Annotated in this window: 13 protein-coding genes and 1 tRNA gene; 10 read left to right on the forward strand and 4 right to left on the reverse strand. The window is 66.8% G+C overall.

Annotation, left to right across the window (positions count from 1 at the left end; genetic code table 11):
• Positions 1-13 precede the first annotated feature (13 nt).
• Together lysA and argS are read right to left on the reverse strand one after the other, a co-directional pair.
• Positions 14-1,477 (reverse strand): diaminopimelate decarboxylase, encoded by a 1,464-nt coding sequence (gene lysA / locus AL755_RS15805; protein ID WP_054011821.1) that lies wholly within the window; start codon positions 1,475-1,477, stop codon positions 14-16.
• 5 nt (positions 1,478-1,482) lie between these two features.
• Positions 1,483-3,135, reverse strand: a complete 1,653-nt coding sequence (gene argS, locus AL755_RS15810; RefSeq protein WP_054011822.1) for an arginine--tRNA ligase — start codon at positions 3,133-3,135, stop codon at positions 1,483-1,485.
• Between the two features lie 198 nt (positions 3,136-3,333).
• On the opposite strand from argS, the gene AL755_RS15815 reads away from it, so the two are divergent.
• Complete coding sequence (locus tag AL755_RS15815) at positions 3,334-4,275, forward strand: hypothetical protein (RefSeq protein WP_054011823.1); 942 nt, start codon at positions 3,334-3,336, stop codon at positions 4,273-4,275.
• A 52-nt stretch (positions 4,276-4,327) separates the two neighbouring features.
• Here the strand turns inward: AL755_RS15815 and AL755_RS15820 are convergent, their stop codons facing one another.
• Entirely contained in the window at positions 4,328-5,599 is a 1,272-nt protein-coding gene (locus tag AL755_RS15820; protein ID WP_054011824.1) for a CynX/NimT family MFS transporter, read from the reverse strand.
• A gap of 175 nt (positions 5,600-5,774) precedes the next feature.
• Between AL755_RS15820 and AL755_RS15825 the strand changes: the two genes are divergently transcribed.
• Positions 5,775-5,847, forward strand: a tRNA-Arg gene (locus tag AL755_RS15825).
• A gap of 165 nt (positions 5,848-6,012) precedes the next feature.
• On the forward strand, positions 6,013-6,477 hold the full coding sequence (locus AL755_RS15830) for a hypothetical protein (protein WP_054011825.1): 465 nt from the start codon (positions 6,013-6,015) through the stop codon (positions 6,475-6,477).
• A 25-nt stretch (positions 6,478-6,502) separates the two neighbouring features.
• Here the strand turns inward: AL755_RS15830 and AL755_RS15835 are convergent, their stop codons facing one another.
• A complete protein-coding gene (locus AL755_RS15835; RefSeq protein ID WP_054013112.1) occupies positions 6,503-7,015 on the reverse strand; it encodes a VOC family protein in 513 nt (170 codons plus the stop codon).
• 73 nt (positions 7,016-7,088) lie between these two features.
• Here AL755_RS15835 and AL755_RS15840 point away from each other — a divergent pair, with 73 nt between their 5' ends.
• The 7 genes from AL755_RS15840 to AL755_RS15870 all read left to right on the forward strand — a co-directional run bounded on the left by AL755_RS15840 (position 7,089) and on the right by AL755_RS15870 (position 13,678).
• A complete protein-coding gene (locus AL755_RS15840; RefSeq protein ID WP_054011826.1) occupies positions 7,089-7,880 on the forward strand; it encodes a helix-turn-helix transcriptional regulator in 792 nt (263 codons plus the stop codon).
• 35 nt (positions 7,881-7,915) lie between these two features.
• On the forward strand, positions 7,916-8,878 hold the full coding sequence (locus AL755_RS15845) for an endonuclease/exonuclease/phosphatase family protein (RefSeq protein WP_054011827.1): 963 nt from the start codon (positions 7,916-7,918) through the stop codon (positions 8,876-8,878).
• A gap of 69 nt (positions 8,879-8,947) precedes the next feature.
• Entirely contained in the window at positions 8,948-10,435 is a 1,488-nt protein-coding gene (locus AL755_RS15850; RefSeq protein ID WP_054011828.1) for a carboxylesterase/lipase family protein, read from the forward strand.
• Positions 10,436-10,464: 29 nt separating this feature from the next.
• Positions 10,465-10,917 (forward strand): MarR family winged helix-turn-helix transcriptional regulator, encoded by a 453-nt coding sequence (locus AL755_RS15855; RefSeq protein WP_054011829.1) that lies wholly within the window; start codon positions 10,465-10,467, stop codon positions 10,915-10,917.
• 23 nt (positions 10,918-10,940) lie between these two features.
• Positions 10,941-11,507: an isochorismatase family protein gene (locus tag AL755_RS15860; RefSeq protein WP_054011830.1), complete on the forward strand. Its 567-nt coding sequence runs from the start codon at positions 10,941-10,943 to the stop codon at positions 11,505-11,507.
• A 2-nt stretch (positions 11,508-11,509) separates the two neighbouring features.
• Positions 11,510-12,940: an MFS transporter gene (locus AL755_RS15865; protein ID WP_054011831.1), complete on the forward strand. Its 1,431-nt coding sequence runs from the start codon at positions 11,510-11,512 to the stop codon at positions 12,938-12,940.
• A 105-nt stretch (positions 12,941-13,045) separates the two neighbouring features.
• On the forward strand, positions 13,046-13,678 hold the full coding sequence (locus AL755_RS15870; RefSeq protein WP_054011832.1) for an SAM-dependent methyltransferase: 633 nt from the start codon (positions 13,046-13,048) through the stop codon (positions 13,676-13,678).
• Positions 13,679-13,701: the final 23 nt, after the last annotated feature.

The raw sequence follows: 13,701 nt of genomic DNA on the forward strand, positions 1-13,701 counted from the left end.
TCGGTCAAGGTCTCTAGGCCCCTAAATCGCGTGCCAGCAAATCTTCTTCGGTTTCGCCCCGCACAATCAAACGTGCGGCGCCGTCCTTGACGGCTACGACGGGCGGACGGGGCACGTAGTTGTAGTTGCTGGCCAGTGCCCAGCAGTACGCGCCCGTTCCGGGAACTGCAAGCAAATCCCCGGCCGCCACGTCATTGGGCAGATATACATCTCTAACAACAATGTCACCGCTCTCGCAATGCTTGCCCACTACTCGGGACAAAGCGGGCGTCGCCGTGGAGGCGCGATTGGCCACGACGGCCGAATAATCGGCCTCGTAGAGCACCGGGCGGGCGTTGTCGCTCATCCCGCCGTCCACCGACACATAGCGGCGCGGGGCCGTCACACCGTCCCGGCCGGCAACCTCAACCTGCACCGTTTTCAGGGTGCCGGTCTCATAGAGGGTGAAGGTGGAGCTGCCCACAATCGCGCGGCCCGGCTCAATCGAGATCCTGGGTGCAGCCATTCCGAGTTCCGCGCACGTGTCGCGGACGACGGCGGCCATGGCCTGGGCGATTTCCGCGGCCGGGCGCGGGGTGTCCACGGCCGTGTAGGCGATGCCGTAGCCGCCGCCCAGGTCCAGCTCCGGCAAGGTGATGCCGTACTTGACCTGGATCTCGTGCGTGAAGGCGAGCAGCTTGCGCGCGGCAATCTCAAAGCCCTCGGCCTCAAAGATCTGTGAGCCGATGTGGGCGTGGAAGCCCAGGAAGTTCACGCTCTCCGACTCCACGGCCAACTTCGACGCGGCCTCCGCGGCACTCATGCCGGGCGCTTCCGGATCCTCGGCAATGAAGCTGAGGCCGAACTTCTGGTCCTCGTGGGCCGTGGCAATGGATTCGTGCGTGTGCGCGTGGACGCCGGGCGTCAGGCGCAGCATGACGTTGGCGGTCGTGGTGCGCGCCGCCGCAAGCTCGGCCACGCGGCGCAGCTCGTGCAGGCTGTCCACCACGATCCGCCCCAGGCCCAGGTCGAGCGCCCGGTTGATCTCGGCGTTGGACTTGTTGTTCCCGTGCAGGCCCAGCTTCTCCCCCGGCAGGCCGGCGCGGACGGCCACGGCCAGTTCGCCGCCGGAGCAGGTGTCAAGGCGCAGGCCTTCGGAATCGACCCAGCGGGCCACCTCCGTGCACAGGAATGACTTTCCCGCGTAGTAGACGTCCACACCGCCGCAAATGTCCTTGAAGGCGGCGTTGAAGGAGTCCCGGAAGTCACGGGCGCGGGCACGGAAGTCGCCCTCGCTCATGACGTACAGCGGGGTGCCGAACTGCTCCTTCAGGGAGCTGACGGGCACGCCGCTGATGGTGAGCTCACCATCTCCGGCACGGTCGACGTCGTTCGCCCACATCGACGGGACCAGCTCGTTGACGTCGCCCGCGGCGGGCAGCCACTCGGGCGCCAGCACCGATCCGGCGACCAGGCCCGCGTCGATTTGCTGTGCCATGGGCCCTACATCCGTTCCGGCGCGGAGACGCCCAGCAGGCTCAGGCCGTTGGCCAGGACCTGGCCCACGGCGTCGTTGAGCCACAGGCGGGTGCGGTTCGTGTCGGTGATCGCTTCCTCGCCCATCGGGGTGACGCGGCAGGCGTCATACCAGCGGTGGTAGGCACCGGCGATGACTTCCAGGTGGCGGGCCACGCGGTGCGGTTCGCGGAAGTCGGCCGCCTGGACCAGCACGCCCGGGTACTGGCCCAGGACGGCCAGCAGCTCGGACTCCGTGGCGTGGCTCAGTGCGCCGGCGTCGAAGGCGCTGCGGTCGACGCCCGCGGCCTCGGCGTTGCGGCCCACGGCGCAGGTGCGGGCGTGGGCGTACTGGACGTAGAACACCGGGTTCTCGTTGGACTTCTTGGTCAGCACGTCCAGGTCGATGTCGATGTTCGAGTCGGAGGAGAAACGGGCCAGCGAGTAGCGGGCGGCGTCCGTGCCGACGACCTCGACCAGGTCCTCCATGGTGACCACGGTGCCGGCGCGCTTGGACATGCGCACGGGCTTGCCGTCCTGGACCAGGTTCACCATCTGCCCGATCAGCACCTCGACGCGGTCGGCGTCGTCGCCCATCGCGGCGGCGGCGGCCTTCAGGCGGGCCACGTAGCCGTGGTGGTCGGCGCCGAGCATGTAGATGCACAGGTCGAAGCCGCGGTCGCGCTTGTTCTTGAAGTAGGCGATGTCACCGGCGATGTAGGCGGCGTTGCCGTCGCTCTTGATGACCACGCGGTCCTTGTCGTCGCCGTAGTCGGTGGAGTTCAGCCACCAGGCGCCGTCCTTCAGGTACATGTTGCCGGAGCCCTTGAGCTGCTCCAGCAGCTTCTCCACGGCGCCGTCCTGGAACAGCGAGTTCTCGTGGAAGTAGACGTCGAAGTCGACGCCGAATTCGTGCAGCGAGGCGCGGATCGCCGCGAACATGAGGTCCACGCCCTGGGCGCGGAACTCTTCCTGCGGGTCCTCGCTGGTCAGGATGTCGGGGTTGTTCGCCATGACTTCCTTGGCGATGTCCTCGATGTACGCTCCGCCGTAGCCGTCCTCCGGGGCGGGCTCGCCCTTGGCGCTGGCCAGCAGGGACCGGGCAAACTTGTCGATCTGGTTGCCGTGGTCGTTGAAGTAGTACTCGCGGGTGACGTCGGCGCCCTGCGACTGGAAAATGCGGGCCAGGGAGTCGCCGACGGCGGCCCAGCGGGTGCCGCCGAGGTGGATGGGGCCCGTGGGGTTTGCGGAAACGAATTCGAGGTTGATCTTGGTGCCGGCCATGGCCGTGGTGGTGCCGTAGGCATTGCCGTTTTCGACGATGGCCTTGGCGAGTTCACCGGCGGCGGCTGCGTCCACGGTGATGTTCAGGAATCCGGGGCCGGCGATGTCGACCTTGGACACTCCGGGGATCTGCGCCAGGCGGGTGCTGAGCACTTCGGCGATCTTGCGCGGGGGCACGCCGGCGGGCTTGGCGAGTTGCAGTGCGATGCTGGTGGCCCAGTCGCCGTGCTCGCGGCTCTTGGGCCGCTCGACTCGTACCTCCTTGGGCAGCGCTTCGGCGGGAACGGTGAGTTCACCGGCGTCGACGGCGTCTTTGAGGCAGGCGGTAATGGCGGCAGAAAGTTCTTCAGGAGTCACGCCTCTAAGTGTACGGTTCCGCCCGCAGGCTCCTGCAATCGGCCCGGAATGTGGCCGAAAGTATCCGCGGCACGGCCCCGGGCCCGATGCCGCCATGCCTGTGCGTGGGCCCTTGTTCCCGGTTACCGGTGTTACCCTCGGTGCGATCCAATAATTGCGGGCCGCTACACCGGCGCTCCCGAGCAAAGGAAGCACCAGATGCGCGATACCCTGACCGGACGCAGCCCGGGTGTCAGGCCGGCAGGTTCGTGGGCACCCACTGTCCAACGCGCCATGCTCCGCGCGCCGAGCGCCGCCAGGTGGAACTACCTGGCGAGAAGGGCGCTGATTGTCTTCCTGGTCTCACTGGTCCCGTGCATGGTGATGGGCGCGATGGGGGCGAACGGGATCTTCTATGATCCCTTTTCCGACGTCGCCCTCGCGCTCTATGCAACGGGTGTGCTCTTCATGTTCTTCACGGCGGCCATGGCAACCAGGGCCCGTCGCAGGGAATACAGGCACGGCTACACCACGCTGGATTGCTTCGGCAAATACAGTCTCTATTACGTGACACTTCCCCAACTAGAGCCCCGAACGGGCATTGAACTCAGGGCGCCCGGCCAAACACGCCTGGACACAGACACCCTGCGCGAACGGACATCCTTGGCACGGAGCGCAGGCATCGCAGCGCTGCCCCGAATGAGACCCAGAGAGGCCGAGAGCACGGCGGCTGCAGCCAAGCTGGCCAACGACGTCCAACTTTCCAAGGCAAGGAAAGCCCCGACCCAGCGCGAAACCCTCATCCGGGTGCTTGGCCCCGAAGCCGGCAATGAACGTGCCAAGGCACTGCGCCTGATCATTGTGACTTCCATCGTCGGCTTTGGCTTGATTCCCGTTTCTGCCATCACGATGTGTATTGGCACGGAAGTTACAGGAAGCGCTCTCTGGTCGTTGCCGCTGGCTGCGGTGCTGCTAAGCGTTGGCATCCTTCTTCGCCTGTCACGGCGCGCCACCTCGAAGGCCACCCGACTGGCCGAGACCAGGATGGGGTTGCCGTCCGGGAGCCTGCCCAAGTGGCCGCTGTTGAAGCCCATCCCGGCCGCCTCGCTGCATCCGGTCCGAGACGCCGACGTCCGGGCCGGTGCCGGCCAGGCCACCTAGTACCTTCACCCGGACCGCGGCCGGGCCCGAACCCGCGTGTTCCGTCCTGCGCTCAGCCGCGGGCCGGGACCGGCTCGAAGTCGTCCTCGAGCATCCTGGGGCGGCAAATGATGAAGGCTCCGATGCCCAACAGCACCAGGGTGGCAAAGAGGAACAGGAACGGGGCCGTCCAGGAACCCGTCCACTGGTGCAGCAGGCCAAAGAACAGCGGTCCGGTGCAGGCGAACGCGTAGCCGATCCCCTGGCCAAAGCCGGACAGGGCGCCGGTGCCGATTTGGGTGCGCGTGCGGTGGTTGATCAACAGCAGGGCGAGCGGGAACGTGCCCGGGCCCAGACCGGCCAGGGACACCCACAGCCAGGTGCCGTTGGCCGGTGACAGCATCAGGCCCAGGTAACCGGCCACGAAGCAGGCCAGCGTGAACACGACCAACGGGAACGGGTTGCGCATCCGGGTGGCAAGCACCGGAATCAGCAGGCTCAGGGGCAGGCCGAGCAAGGCAAACAGGGCCAGCATGGAGCCGGCCTTGGCGCGGTCAAGGCCGGCCTCAAACAAGACTTCCGGCAGCCAGGCGAAGAGCGAGTAGGTGTTCAACGAGGTGCAGCCGAACATCAGCGTCAGCCCCCACGCCGTGGGCGAGCGCCAGAGGTTCATCTTCGCCGGAGCGGCCTTGGCTGCGGATTGGTGGACCACCAGCTCCGGAGAACCGGGCGCGGCGGCAGGCGCGGCGGCTGCGGAGGCCGGTTCCGGCGTCGTGCGCGGGGCGGCAACGAGCGCGCCGAGCCACGGCATGAGGGCGACGACGCTCAGCCCGGCCCAGGTGGCCAGCGACACCTGCCAGTTGGCGGCGTCGGCGATGGGCACGGCTAGTTGGGCCGGAAGTGCCGTGCCGATGCTCATGACGGTGACGTAGAGGGCCGTCATGAGGCCGATCCTGGTGGGGAAATACTTCTTCACCAAGGGCGGCAGCAACACGTTTCCGGCGCCCAGGCCGCCAAAGGCAACCACCGTGAAGATCAGGAACAGCGGCGTGTTCGGGGCCAGCACGCGGGCGATCTGGCCAACGATGCCCACCAGGATCGAGCCGACGATCAGCCGCTCCAGCGACGCCCAGCGGATCACGTACGGGGTCAGGAAACCGAACAGCGCAAACGCGGCGGTGGGCAACATGCCCAGGATGCCGATGGTGGTGGCATCCAAGGGGAGGTCGTGGTTGATCGTGGAGATCAACGGGGGCACCACGGTGACGGCGGCACGCAGCGTCATGGCCGTGAGGATAATGCCTGCTGCGATGAGCCAAGCGGAGCGGGGCAGTTTCGTCACCATTTCCACAACGTTACCGGGCCGGCAACTCCCCGGGACGGAAAATACGGCCCTTAATGGGATGACCTGCGCCACGTGGACGGCCATGGCCGACACCCGGAAGTTGCTCCGGTTTTACTTTGTGCCGCATGCACCTGCTAAGCTCTTTCACGTTCCCTTCGGCAACCACGGTTGCCGCGCCCTCGTAGCTCAGGGGATAGAGCGGTTGCCTCCGGAGCAACAGGCCGTAGGTTCGAATCCTATCGAGGGCACTTTGTGACGGTGTCCGGCTTTGCGAAATATCTCGCAGAGCCGGACACCGTTTTTTGTTGCCCGTTCCGGCCGCAGCGGGTGACTCCCCCGCAGACGGACGGCCGGGAGCCGGTCTTGGGTACGCTTTCGGTACACAGCCTGCTCGGACCACCTTGGGAGAACACATGCCGTACACCGTTGACTTCGTGAACGTTTCCACCGTCGGAGTGGAATCGTCCCCTGTCCCGGAGGCCCTCGCCGGCCTGCGCGCGAATGAAGCACGCTACTTCAAGAACAAGTACGACCATGTGTTTACGGTCAGCCCGGCGGAAGACATGCCGGAGGTGATCGACCGGGTGAGCCGGATCCTCTCCGAGGAGCGCGAGATCGTCATTTCCTCCCGCCCGCTCGAGGCAAGCTCGTTCGACGTCGAGGGGTACCACATGGCGTACGTGTTCTATGAGTCGGGCCTGTCCATCAATGTGATGTACGGGATCGAGGACGGCGCAAAACGCGCGGTGGGCTTCAAGCTCTCCGACGGCATGGACATTCCCGAGGAACTCGCAACCCGCTTCAAATTCGCCCGGCAAAAGTCGAAACTGGCCGGCACCATCCGCGGCTCCTACTTCGTGATCAAGGGCGAGTACTAGGCCTGCCGCGGCCGGGGCCGGAGTTTCAGCCCTGGGTCGCGGCCCATTCTGCCACTCGCCGCGCGCTCTCCTCCTCGGACAGGTCCTCCACGCGCGTCATGATGGACCAGCGGACCCCGAACGGGTCCCGGATGCTCGCGAAGCGGTCACCGGAGACAAAGTTTGCCAGCGGCTCGCGGACCGTCGCCCCCGCCGCCTGGGCACGGGCCACCAGCGAATCCGCATCGGCGGAGTAGTAAGCCAACGAATAGCAGTCGTCTTCGCCGGCGGGCGGCGGCACCAGGTGGTAGTCGGGGTTCGGTTCGCCAAGCTGCAGGCGGCCCTGGCCGAAATCAAGTTCCGCATGGACCACGACCCCGCCAAACTCGGTGGAGCCAATCAGCCGCGCACCAAAGAGCTCCTGGTAGAACGCAACGGCCGCCTTGGCGTTCGGGACCGCGATGAACGGCGTGAGGCTCGTGAAACCGTGGGGAATGCCTCCTGTTGTGAACTGGCCGTCGGCCGCGGTGGTGGGGTCAATGTTCTGGGTATCTGTCATGGCAACAACGCTACGTTTCCCGATGCCGTTGCGCTTGTAGATTCGCGACAGCCCGCCCCCTAGAATCGACAACGTGGCCAGTCAATTCAAAGGCATCCTGTACCCGGCCCGCCTGCCGGACTTTCACCGACTTCCGGCGGGGCCGGAGGTTGCCGAGCTGGTGCAATGGTTTTGGATCCCCGAATGGGACATCGACCCCGGCCGCACCTCGCGGCAGCAGCTGATCGCGTTCCCGGCGTCGAACCTCGTGGTGGAGCCGGGCGGGGTCGAATTTTCCGGACCAACCACGCGGGTGGCCCACCGCGACCTGAGTGGCAGGAGCTGGGCAGTGGGGGCACTGCTGCGCCCTGCCGCGATTCCGGCCTTTACCGCGGACCCGGGCAGTTTGCGGGACACATCGCTGCACCCCGATGCCCCGGAGCTCCAAGCGTCCGTGACGGCGGCCATGGCGGGCGCCGACCCCGGCGAGCGCCGACAGCGCGCGGCCGATGCCCTTGCGGTCTGGCTGGCGGCAGCGGTCGGGCCGGTATCCGCCGAGGCTCGTGCAGCAAACCGAATGGTGGAGGTGATCGGCGGCTCCGCCGAGGTGCTGCGGATTGAGGATGTTGCGGACGTTTTGGCAACCTCCCCCCGGACGCTCCAGCGCCTGGCCCGGAAGTATGTGGGCCTGAGCCCGTCGGCGCTCATTCGGCGCCGCCGCCTGCAGGAGGCCGCGGACAGGTCCCGCACCGAACCACTGGCGGAGCTGGCGGACATCGCCGCCGATCTTGGCTATGCCGACCATGCTCATCTGTGCAAGGACTTCCAGCGGTACCTGGGGTTCACCCCGAGCAGCTACCGGCGGTCGGTGGGCGGCGACCGTTAAGCTTTCTCCAACTTTTCCGTGAAAGCCTTGAGGGGATGGCACTGCTTGCACGACACCCTAATCCCCCGGCACGGTCCCGGGCCGGCCTTCGCGCCGGCGCCGCCGTCGTCCCGGGTTCGGCCGCCCTGTCCCTGCTGTTGCTGGGCCACGCGCAGGTGCCTGACGTCGCCGGAATGGGTCTGTTGCTTGATTCCGGACTGATCTGGCTGGGTGCCGCGATCCCCGCACTCGGGCTCCTGGCCCTTGCCGCCCGGCGCAAGCGCGTTGCCGTCGTCGTGCTTGTGCCTGCCCTGGTCTGGGCATTCATGTTTGTTCCCGGCATGGTGCCCCTTGCCTGGTCGGTACCGCACACCGCCGGGACCCCGATGACGGTGGCCAGCCAGAATCTGCAGGCCGGTTCCGGGACGGCCGCCGAATCCGCTGAAACCCTCGCCGATTCGGGCGCCCAGGTGGTGGCGCTGCAGGAGATCGCCGGCACCGCCCGCGACTCCGTGGCGGCCGAACTTGGCGCCCGCTACGAGTACTCCTATCAGGTGGGCACCGTGGGATTGTGGAGCAGCTACCCCATCCTCAACGCCCGGCCGGAGGGCCTGGGCCTGGGCTGGAACCGGGCGCTGTCCGCCGATCTGGCCACGCCCGCCGGTACCGTGCGCATCTATGTGGTCCATGCGGCGTCGGCGCGGCCGGCGGACCACGCCGAGCGGGACACCATGCTCACCAGCCTTGCCCGGGCCATCGCGGCGGATCCCAGCAAGCGCATCGTGGCCGTGGGAGATTTCAACGCCGCCTCAACCGACCGCCACTTCGCCCCGTTGCTGGACCTCCTTGCCGAGCCCCGCCAGGACGCGGGGCTGGCCGGATTCACCTGGCCGGCGTCCCCGTTCCCGGTGACCCGCCTTGACCACGTACTCCAGCGCGGCATGAGCGCCACCTCGAATACTGTGCTCCGCGCCGGTGCTGGCGACCACCTCGCCCTGCGCACCAGTTTCACCCTATGAGCCGCGATACAGTAAGTCCATCCCGGGCGCAACGGCGCGGACCGTTCGTTGATCGATGAGGAGACTTTCATGACCACGCACGACGCCGGCACCGAGTCCGCGCCCCTTGTCACCACCTCCTCCGGCCGGGTCCGCGGCACGGTCCGTGACGGCATTGAAAGGTTCCTGGGCATCCCCTACGCGGACGCCCCCCTGGGCCCGTTGCGGTTCGCCCTGCCGGCGCCGCCTTCCGCGTGGGCCGGCGAGCGCGACGCCACCTCGGCGGGTCCCACTGCGCCGCAGAATCCCTATGGCGGCGCGCTTGCCCGCATCCTCCCCACCGTCATCATCCCGGGCGAGGAGTTCCTGAACCTGAACATCGCCACCCCGGCGGATCGCGGAACCGGGCTGTTGCCCGTCATGGTGTGGTTCCACGGCGGGTCCCTGCAGCACGGCTCCAATGCCCTGGCCGGCTACGACGGCGGGGCATTCGCCCGCGACGGGATCGTCTTTGTTGCCCCCAACTATCGGCTGGGCGCCGAGGGCTTCTCCGTGCTGGACGGTGCGCCGCTGAACCTGGGCCTTGCCGATCAATTGGCGGCGCTACGGTGGGTGCGGGCGGAGATTTCGCGCTTTGGCGGGGATCCGAAGCGGGTGACGGTCTTTGGCCAGTCCGCTGGCGGCAACACCATTTCCGCGCTGCTGGCGCACCCCGAGGCGCCGGAACTGTTTGGCCGGGCCATCATCCAAAGCGGGCCGCTCACCGCACTCCCCCGGGCCAAGGCCGGCAAGATCACCGCCCTCATGGCCAAGGACCTGGGCATCCCGGCTACGCGGGCCGCGTTCATGAACGTCTCCTCCGCGGAACTGCTGGCCGCCCAGGCCCGCGCCACGGCCGGTTCCACCCCCATCACCGGCGGAACGGGTTACTCCCTTGCGCTGGATCCGGAGCTGGTGCCGGCCAATCCGCAGGACGCGCTGGAAGCCGGGGCCGGTGCCGGAATTGAGTTGTTGATCGGCACCACCACGGATGAGGCCCGGCTCTGGCTGGTCCCCACGGGGCTCGTCATGAAGCTCAACCGGCTGCACCTGGCCGTGGCCCGCCGCAAGGTGGGCATCTCCGCGGCCGCCGTCAGGCTGTTCACCCGCAACCGCCCCAATTCGGTCACGGGGGAAATCCTGGGCGCTTTGGCCACGGACAAGCTGTTGCGCGTCCCCGTCAACCAGGTGGCCGACGCCCGGCTGGCCCGCGGCGCCTCCACCCATGTGTACGAGTTCTCCTGGCCCAGCCCCGTGGAATACCTGCGGGCCGCGCACGCCGTCGAGCTCGGGTTTGTCTTTGACGACCTTGCCTCCGGTGACTCAATCGGGCTGGCCGGAGCCGACGCCCCACAATCCCTGGCCACTGCGATGCACAAGGCGTGGGTGGACTTCGCCGTCTCCGGGGACCCCGGCTGGCAGGCCTGGACGGCGGAGCGTCCCGTGAAGATGTTTGACGGCGACGCCAACCCCGTGGTTGCAGCCCCGCGCGATGATGAACGGCGCGCCATTCTGGGAGATACAAAGGAAGCTTTGTAGTTTAGCTTTGCATCACCTAGAGTGAGGCCATGAGCGACTACGACATCGACCCCCGGGGCGAAGACATCACCCGTGTGGCCGGTGAACTGCGGGTGGTCATTGGCAAGCTGCGGCGACGCATGAACCAGGGCAAGGCCTTTGGCGACTTCACACCGTCACAAATTGCCGCGCTTGCCAGGCTTGAAAACGACGGCCCGGCCACCGTGACCACCCTGGCCGGGGCCGAGGGCGTGCGCCCGCAATCCATGGGCGCCAAGCTTTCCGTTCTTGCCGCGGCAGGGCTGATCAGCGGAGCACCCGATCCCTCCGACGGGCGCCAAACCATCTGGTCCCTGACCGAGACTGCCGTCGAAACGGTCCGGGCCGCCCGCGCCGCCAAGGACGACTGGCTGGTTCGCACCATCACCGCCAACCTCACCGACGAGGAAGCCGGGCAGCTCGCCAAAGGCGTTGCCATTCTCACCCGCCTCGCCAATTCCTAACCCCCTCTTATAGGAGCACCCCCATGCCAGTGACAACCCTTGACGCCAAGACCGCACTCATCGTCGTCGACCTGCAAAACGGCATTGTCGGCCTGCCCACCGCCCACCCGGCGGCCGGCGTCGTCGCCAACGCGGCACTGCTGGCGGAGGAATTCCGCAAGCGCAACCTTCCCGTGGTACTGGTGGCGGTTGCCGGCGGCGCACCCGGACGAACGGAACAGGCGCCGCGCGCAAACGGCGAACGCCCGGCGGACTGGGAGGATCTGGCTCCGGAGCTGAATCAGCAGGTGTCGGACCACACTGTCACCAAGCGGACGTGGGGCGCATTCAGCAACACCGGGCTCCTTGAAATCCTGCAGGGCGAAGGCGTCACGCAGCTCGTCGTCGTCGGCATTGCCACCAGCATCGGCGTCGAATCAACGGCACGCCAGGCCCAGGAGCACGGTTTCAACGTCACCCTCGCCGTCGACGCCATGACGGACATGAATGCCGACGCCCACACCAACAGCGTGAGCCGGATCTTCCCGCGCCTGGGCGAAACCGGTACCACGCGGGAGATCATCGACCTCCTGGACGCATCGCGGGCCTAACCATGGCAGACACCTCCGCCGCGGGCCCGCCGAAACCCTTCGGCTGGCGTTTCATCTCCCCACTGTTGCTTGGTTCAACCCTGAACCCGATCAACAGCTCGATGATCGCCACTGGCCTGGTGGGCATCGGTGTTGACTTCCATTCGGGCCCCGGCACCACGGCAAGCCTGATCTCGGTGTTGTACCTGTGCAGCGCCATCATGCAGCCCACCATGGGCAAACTGTCCAATCTGTTTGGCCCGCGACGGGTCTTTTTGGCCGGAGTCGTAATCCTCTTCATTGGCGGAGTGGTGGGCGCAACGGCACCCGCATTTGGATTCCTGCTGCTTTCACGGGCGTTGATCGGGGTGGGTACGTCCGCCGCCTACCCCACCGCCATGGCCCTGGTCCGTGGACGCGCTGACGCCGCGGGAGACGGCGTTCCCGGCCGGGTTCTGGGCAACTTCTCCATTGCCTCCCAGATCACCGTGGTGTTCGGCCTGCCACTGGGCGGAGTGTTGGCCGGGGCTTTTGGCTGGCGGGCCTTGTTCCTGGTCAATGTGCCGCTGGCCCTGATCACCTTCATCCTGACGCTCGTTGGCGTGCCCAAGGACGGCCCGGCACCACGCCGGGGCCTCAAGGGACTGGTGACCGCCGTCGACATTCCCGGCATCATGTTGTTTGCCGGCACCGTCGCGTCCTTGCTGGTGTTCCTTGCCGACCTGGCCCGGCCGCAGTGGTGGTTGGCCGTCGTCGTCCTTGTCCTGGGAACGGCCCTGATCCTCTGGGAGCGGCGCGCCGGCAAGCCCCTGATCGATGTGCGCATGCTGGCGCGACACCGGCCGCTGCAACGGACGTATCTGCGGCAGATGCTGGTGGGGTTGGGCATTTACACGGCGCTCTACGGAACCAGCCAGTGGATGGAACAAAGCGCCGGACTGAGTCCCTCCACCGTGGGATTGGTGCTGCTGCCGCTGTCCGGGCTGAGCATCGTCATTGCCCGAGTCGTCTCCAACAAGGGCTGGGTGCGCATGCCCCTGGTCCTTGCCGGCGTGGCCTTGATGCTGACGGCGGCCGTGATGCTGCTGATCACCCACGAATCCGGCATTCCGGTGCTCATTGGCATGTCCTTGCTGTTTGGCTTCAGCAACGGCTTCAGCGGATTCGCAAACCAGGCCACCCTGTACGTGCAGACTCCCGCCAATGACATCGCCGTGGCCTCCGGGCTCTACCGGACTTTCAGCTACATTGGCGCAATCTTTTCGGCGAGCCTGATCAGTATCACGTTCGGGGCCTCCGCCACCGATAGCGGCTTCCACACCCTCGGCTGGGTCATTGGCGGCATCGGCGCGGCAGTGTTGGTCCTGACGCTTGTTGACAAGGCCATCCCACGCTTTGCCAACGCCGCCGACGAGGCTGAAACGCCCGTTCCGGAAAAACACGCGGCCGCCTGAATCCGCTTCCCACCGCTTGGCGGGTGAATACTTGGAGCAAGCCTCCGGCTCGCGAGTTCGTGGCGAGCCGGGCACCAACAACGTGCAACTGAAAGTGATTCCACAATGGCGACATTTGATGCGGAATTTTGGGATACCCGTTACGGCTCGAGCACCAAGGTATGGAGCGGCAACCCCAACCCGCAGTTGGTCGCCGAAGCCACGGCACTTCCGCCGGGGACTGCGCTCGACGTTGGCAGCGGCGAAGGCGCGGACACCATCTGGCTGGCCCGGCACGGCTGGCGCGTCACCGGCGTCGACTTTTCACAGGTGGCCCTGGACCGGGCTGCCGCTCATGTTGCCGGAGCCGCCAACGACGACGTGCCTGACCTGATCACCTGGGCTCGGCACGACCTGCTGGGTTGGACGCCCCCTGCTCGGGCCTTTGACCTTGTGTCCGCCCAGTTCATGCATCTTCCGCGTGAGCCACGGGAGTCCTTGTACGGCCGTCTTGCCGATGCAGTGGCGCCCGGCGGAACGCTGTTGATCGTGGGGCACGCGCACTCGGACGTGCATTCCGGCGCGCACCGCCCTGATGTCCCGGACTTGTTCTTCACCGCCGATGACGTCGCCGCCTCCCTTGATCCCGCGGCCTGGCGCATTCTTGTGGCCGAGGACCGTCCACGGAATGTGGCCGGGGACGACGGCGAACAGACCACTGTCCACGACGTTGTGCTGAAAGCCGAACGCCTGGCCTAAAGCGATTGTTGGCCGCCTCAACG

Source organism: Arthrobacter sp. ERGS1:01, assembly GCF_001281315.1.
Classification (GTDB): domain Bacteria; phylum Actinomycetota; class Actinomycetes; order Actinomycetales; family Micrococcaceae; genus Specibacter.